The organism is Streptomyces sp. NPDC006265 (assembly GCF_040613555.1).
Lineage (GTDB): Bacteria > Actinomycetota > Actinomycetes > Streptomycetales > Streptomycetaceae > Streptomyces.
Genome location: NZ_JBEXSH010000562.1, coordinates 1 through 5,893, shown reverse-complemented (window position 1 = coordinate 5,893; position 5,893 = coordinate 1). Strand labels below are relative to the sequence as shown.

Annotated in this window: 6 protein-coding genes; all 6 read right to left on the bottom strand. The window is 69.4% G+C overall.

The window, feature by feature from the left end:
• A partial coding sequence (locus tag ABZ281_RS33860) for a hypothetical protein (protein ID WP_356661764.1) occupies positions 1–435 on the bottom strand: 435 nt, incomplete at its 3' end.
• Positions 436–499: 64 nt separating this feature from the next.
• Positions 500–1,270 (bottom strand): IS21-like element helper ATPase IstB, encoded by a 771-nt coding sequence (istB, locus tag ABZ281_RS33855; protein ID WP_356661762.1) that lies wholly within the window; start codon positions 1,268–1,270, stop codon positions 500–502.
• Positions 1,267–2,685: an IS21 family transposase gene (gene istA / locus ABZ281_RS33850; protein ID WP_356661760.1), complete on the bottom strand. Its 1,419-nt coding sequence runs from the start codon at positions 2,683–2,685 to the stop codon at positions 1,267–1,269. The genes istB and istA overlap by 4 nt, the downstream gene beginning before the upstream one ends.
• 85 nt (positions 2,686–2,770) lie before the next feature.
• Positions 2,771–3,676 (bottom strand): hypothetical protein, encoded by a 906-nt coding sequence (locus tag ABZ281_RS33845; protein ID WP_356661758.1) that lies wholly within the window; start codon positions 3,674–3,676, stop codon positions 2,771–2,773.
• A gap of 299 nt (positions 3,677–3,975) precedes the next feature.
• Positions 3,976–4,392, bottom strand: a complete 417-nt coding sequence (locus ABZ281_RS33840; protein WP_356661756.1) for a hypothetical protein — start codon at positions 4,390–4,392, stop codon at positions 3,976–3,978.
• Positions 4,389–5,783, bottom strand: a complete 1,395-nt coding sequence (locus tag ABZ281_RS33835) for a serine/threonine-protein kinase (protein WP_356661754.1) — start codon at positions 5,781–5,783, stop codon at positions 4,389–4,391. Before ABZ281_RS33835 ends, ABZ281_RS33840 begins: the two co-directional genes overlap by 4 nt.
• Positions 5,784–5,893: the final 110 nt, after the last annotated feature.

The following is a 5,893-nucleotide window of genomic DNA, read 5'->3' as shown; positions in this document are numbered from 1 at the left end:
GCGGCAGCGGCCCGGCGGCGACAGCGGCCAGGTCCGCGGTGATGTCCTCGTGGGTGCGGCCTCGTCCGGTTCGAAACGCTCGCGGATGCGGTCGAGTTGCTCGGCGGCGAGGTGCCCAAGGAACTCCATCGCGAGGACCTGCAGTCCGACGACGTGGTCGTCGTCGGCGTCGACGGGCGGGGCGACCTGGACGGGGCCGACGGTGTTGATGCGCGTGCGCGGGATACGGAGCAGACCGTCCAGTGCGTGCGCGTCGTCGGTGTGCTCGCGCATCGCCGGATGGACGTCTTGCGCGGTTCGCCAGAGCGCCTCTCGCAGATCGACGGCGGCGTCGATGTATGCGCGGGCCCCGGCCAGCAGTCCCGGCGGGGGGATGAGAGGGCGACCGAGCCGAGTAAAGCCCAAGGAGTCCGGGTTGGTCTGTTGCAGGGCCATCTCGGCACGCTGTCGGGGTACTCTCCCTTCGGGCCGGGCCGGTACGTTTGAACGTCCCCAGTTGTTAGGCCACGTCGGTCTCTCGCTCGATGGCCTGGAGGCGGTTCTTGAGCCGGTAGCTCGGGCCGTTGATCGCGATCACTTCGCAGTGGTGCAGGAGGCGGTCGAGGATCGCGGTGGCGAGGACCTCGTCGCCGAAGACCTGGCCCCATTCGCTGAAGGTCTTGTTCGAGGTCAGGATGATGGAGCCCTTCTCGTAGCGCTTGGAGATGACCTGGAAGACCAGGTTCGCCTCGGCGCGTTCGAGGGGCTGGTAGCCCACTTCGTCGACCACGAGGACGCTCGGCCGCAGGTAGGTGCCGAGTTTGTTGACCAGTCGGCCTGCCGCTTCGGCGGCCTTCAGGTTGCGGACCATGTCATCGAGGCTGGTGAAGTAGATCGAGTAGCCGGCCCGGCAGGCCGCGACGGCGAGGGATACGGCGATATGTGTCTTTCCGACCCCGGGCGGCCCGAGCAGGGCGGCGTTCGCCTTGCCGTCGACGAAGGAGAGGCTGGCGAGGTCCTTGACTTTGCGCGGGTCGAGCTCGGGCTGGAACGAGAAGTCGTATTCGTCCAGCGTCTTGTGGTGTGGCAGCTTCGACAGCCGCAGGCCCTGGCGGAAGCGGCGGTCGTCGCGGACGGCGAGCTCTTCGGACAGGACCAGGTCGAGGAAGTCGAGGTAGCCCATCTTCGCCTCGTCGGCCCGGCGGGCGTATTCGTTGATGGTCTCCGCCAGGTGGGGCAGGCCGAGCTTGCCGGCCGTGGTGCGGATGCGGTTGCCGGTCAGCTCGCTCAAGACGACTCCTTCGTCGGGGAGTTGGTGGTGAAGGGCCGGGTGCCGGTCAGTTCGTCGTAGACCGACAGCGGCCGCCTCCCGACCTCGATCTGGGTTGCGGCGGCCCGGTTCAACAGGGCCTGCAACGGCCCGATGCGACCGGACGCGGAGGACTCGCTCCGCGGTGGTGGCGGCTCGTCGCCCGTCGTGGTGCGGCGGTTCTTGCCGGTCGGCAGGCCGTCCCAGTGCTCGTTCTGCTTGACAACCACGCCGCGGCCGACCGCCCGGGGATGGATGGACAGCAGGGTCTCGCCGCTGGCGTCGGGGACGGTCGTGTGCAGCATGACCTGGGATTTCGTCGCTCTGATCTCCACCAGCTGACGCGGGCGGACCTTGCGGGCGGGCACCGAGTAGAGGTTTCCGCCGAACGCGACCAGGCAGTCCTTGCCGACCGGCCGCAGATGCCGCTCGGCCACCAGATAGGGCGAGGGTGGCAACGGCTTGAGGGCGGCGTGATCCCGGGCGGCACGGTGTCCGATGACCTCGTGGTGGGTGGCGTGGGTGCGGGCGCGTCGCTGCGGCACCCACGCCATGAAGGCGGCATCCAGCTCCTCGAGCGAGGAGAACGCCCGCCCGGCCAGCACGTGATCACGCACGATCAACACCTGGCGTTCGACCCGGCCCTTTCCGGTGGGCCGGTAGGCGGCCAGCACGTCGATGTCGAAGTCGTAGTGGCCGGCGAAGCCGACCGCTTCCGGATGCAGCGGCACCGCCTCGCCCGGGGCGACGTGCCGGCGCACGACGGTCTTGGTCCGGTCGTAGACGATCGACATCGGCACCCCGCCGAAGTGCGCAAATGCCCGCCGGTGGCAGTCGAAGAAGGTCTGCAGGTCCTGGCTCGTGGTGAAGCAGCAGAACGGATCGCGCGAGTACGACAGCACCATATGGAACGAGTAGACCTTCGGAATTCCCAGGTGGGCGAGGATCTTGCCTTCATCGCCCCAGTCGACTTGAGCCTGGGCCCCGGGAACCACCTCGAAGCGGCGATGCATACCCGCCAACTCCCGCGGCTCGATACCCAGTTCACCCGCGATCCGCGGTCGGGCCTCCTGCAAGTAGAGCTTGACCCGCTGATAGTTGATCGTCGAGCCGTACTCCTTGACCAGACGCTCGTGCACCACGGCGCCCTTGATGAGGATCTCTGCCCGCAGCATCGCGTCGATCAACGGGGCAACCTCGTCGACCACCTTCTTCCGGGGCCGGCCGTTCGACGTCCGCCTCGGCGGCACCGACGCCGCCGTACTCGACAGATACTTGCGGACCGTCTTGCGGTCCAGCCCAGTCTCCTTGGCCACCTCCGTCAGACTGACCGCCCCTGACTCGACCAGAGCACGGAACCGCCGCAGTTCCAGCCAGCGCTGCGGGTCCAAAACCACCGCGTCACCGCCCTCCGCCACCCTTCACCGGACGAGCAGCAGAATGCCGAGCACCACGATTCACCGCACCATCAAGCGTCCCTTTTCACTCGTACGCGACCGGGGACGATCGTGTGTACGCCGACACACGCACTCTCAGTTCGGAAAGACCTCGATCGCGGGCTTCGGTCGCAGCCCGGGTCAGCAGGTTGTGGCGACGGAACCCGGTGTCGGCGTCGGCGGCGTCGAGGAGGGCGTTGACGATCGCGGTGTCGATGCTGGTCCGGCGGGACTCGGGCGCCTCCTCCCGAAGTAACTTGAGGAAGTCGACGTGGGTGTGCACATCGCCGGCGTAGCGATGTGCGGCGCGTTCCGCGAGATCCGAGATTCCGTAGCGCTGAACGCGCAGTGCGTCCAGAAGGCCGGCCACGATCCCCGGCTGGTCCTCGGTAGCGGCCAGGACGCGTTCGGCCAGGGCAGCCGTGTCGGCGGTAACGCGCTTGCACAGATCGGTCTGATTGAAGGTCCGGGCGAGGTCTCCCGCCCAGCGCAGACACTCGGTCGCGCCCACCAGGCCGCGATAGCGCCGGGGCGTGGCGAGCAGAAGCGGTGCCGCGTCCAGGTACCCGGTGACCGCACTCCTGATGTGATTGGGCTTGCGGCCGTGCCCCGCGGCCAGTAGAAGGTGATGCAGTCGGCCCCGGACGAAGGGGTGGCTGACGGCCTCGGCGTACGCGCTCCAGATCTCCAACTGGTCGGCGGTCGCCTCGGACAGGCTCGCCAGCCACCCCTTGAGCGGGTGGCCGGCCAGCGGCGCAGCGAAGTCCTGGGACTTGCCGGTACCGGATAGCCGCAGTCGCAGCGCGGCGAGCAGCGCCTCGTGCTGCTGTGCAGCGGTTGTGTTCGTATCGAGGTCGGCGGCCGCGAGCACGGCGGCGATGGCCTCGTAGGAAGCGGCGACCTGCGCCGCTTCCATGAGCACGACGAGAACACTGCGTTCGACCTGCGGCACGGGAGCCTCACTTCCTTCGTCGCCAGTATCGGCAGGACTCGGGACCGGGCACACCGGTTTTCTCTGCTCTGGTTCTGCTGGACGGCGTCTGCCCACCGCCGTTGCCGGCGTGCCCGGGGATCGCCTGCCAGTGCCCCACCGCGTGCCGCTGTGCCCGGCCCAGCGTGAGGTACTCCAAGGTGCCGATGGGGTGAGCGAGGTCTTGGCGCGCTGTGCGGCGCAGCATAGAGGCGGTCAGGGATATCGACACTGATCGTCGGATTGCCGCTGGTGGAGACCGGCGCCGGGGGCCGGACGGCTCAGTGCACGTCATCGGGCACGGCATCGACAGGGGCGCAGGGGTCGTCGCCGGTGCCGTTCGCTCCGGTCAGGTCCTCGCAGATCTTCAGGTGCAAGGTGGTGGCGACGGCATTGAGGCGCTCCCACTGTTCGATCGTCAGGTCGGGCAGCAGTGAACCCAGGTGGTGCAGGGCGAAAGCGACGACCGCCGGCACCGCGTGGCCCAGGAGGTTGTCGATGCCGGCGCTGTGAGCATCGTGGGGGAGGTCGCGGCCGCCGGAGAGTCCGTAGGCCAGTCCGTACTTGTAGGTTGCTTCCTCGGCGAGAGTGCTGTTCGCACGGGCGCGTACACCGTCGGAGCAGCCGACCGTGGCAAGGAGTTGGTCGATCACTGAGCGAGGAATGATCTCGCCGGAGACGGTGGTGGCGCCGTTCATGTGGAGGTAACGGCGGACCGGGACCGGGTGACACGCCCGAGCTCGCTGGTTCCGGGCCGGGCCGGCGCAAGAAGTTCGTGACGAGTTCGGCGCTGTGTGAGGACCGCCGTGAGAAGAGCCGTGGCCGGCCACAACAGGACGCCAGCGGCGAGGAGTGTGAGGGACGCAAGGCCGGCGTAGTGGGCGGCGAGCAGCACGGTGGCGGTCTGCAGGGCGCCGGCGTTCGTCGCGAGGTCGCCATGCCAAGCCGCGCGGTGGAGCGTGTGCTCCACCAGGCGGCAGACACCGCTGGCGCAGGCGACCATCGCGGGCCCGCCGAGGACGCTGATGGCCAGGGCGGCCGCCCACAGGGAGAAGTCGGTTGCGAGGACGGCGAGTGCCACGCCGCCGGTGAGGAGCAGGAGCGTCATGAGGGCGGCCGTGGTGATCCTCAGCTCCCCTGGCCGCGGTGGCTGGGGCGGGTCGAGAAGGTAGAGGACGGCGAGCAGCAGCCCTGCGAGACCGCCAAGGCCGGCCGTCCAGGGAGTCGGCACGGTGGTGGTGAGCGAGAGGGTGCCGGTGACGACGGCCGCGGTCAGGCCGCCCGCGCACACGGCGGTGCCGCGGGCGCCCGACTCACGGTGGCGGCCGGCGGTGGTCGTGGTGGCGACCAGCGTGGGCGGGTGCCCGGGCGCTGTCACGGTGCGTGCGTCGGCGGAGGCGGCAAGCGCGGTGTGCAGACGGGTGAGCCGCGTGCGGGTGTCGGCTGCGGTCGGCCGGCGGTCGGGGTCCTTGTCGAGAAGTTCCAGGACCAGCTGCGCGAGCTCGTGTGGGACACCGGGGCGCAGGGCGGACAGCGGGACCGGCACGTCGTGGAGGTGCTGGTGGAGGATCTGCCAGCCCGTGCCGGTGAAGGGGACGGAGCCGGTGAGGAGCTCGTGGAGGAGGCAGCCGAGCGAGTAGAGGTCGCTGGGTGCGCTCAGGGTGCTATCTCCACGAGCCTGCTCGGGCGACATGTAGGCGGGGGTGCCGATGGCGACGCCGGTCACGGTCAGGGTGTGGTGGGTGGCGTCGGCCAGGCGGGCGATGCCGAAGTCGCACAGCTTCGCGGTGCCGCCGGCCACCGGGTCGATGAGGATGTTGGACGGCTTGAGGTCGCGGTGAACGATGCCGCGGTGGTGGGCGGCCACCAGGGCCTCAATGATCTGGATCGCCAAGGTCACGCTCGCGGCCACGGGAAGCGGGCGGCCGGTGAGCGTGTTCAGCGGCCGTCCGTCGACGAGATCCATGGCCAGGAAGAGGACCCGGCGGCCGTCGAGGTCGGCGGCGCCGTGGTCGTGGACGGCGACGACGTTCGGGTGGGACAGGCGCCAGGCGACCTGTGCCTCCCTACGGAAAGCTGCTTCACGCACCAGGTCGCCCTCCCCCACTTCGTGGCGAGATAGAAGTCGGTGGGGGCAGGGCGGGCGGACTGCGTGCCGCTCAGCAGCGGTGTGAAGATCGGGCCGAAAGGCCCGTGCTC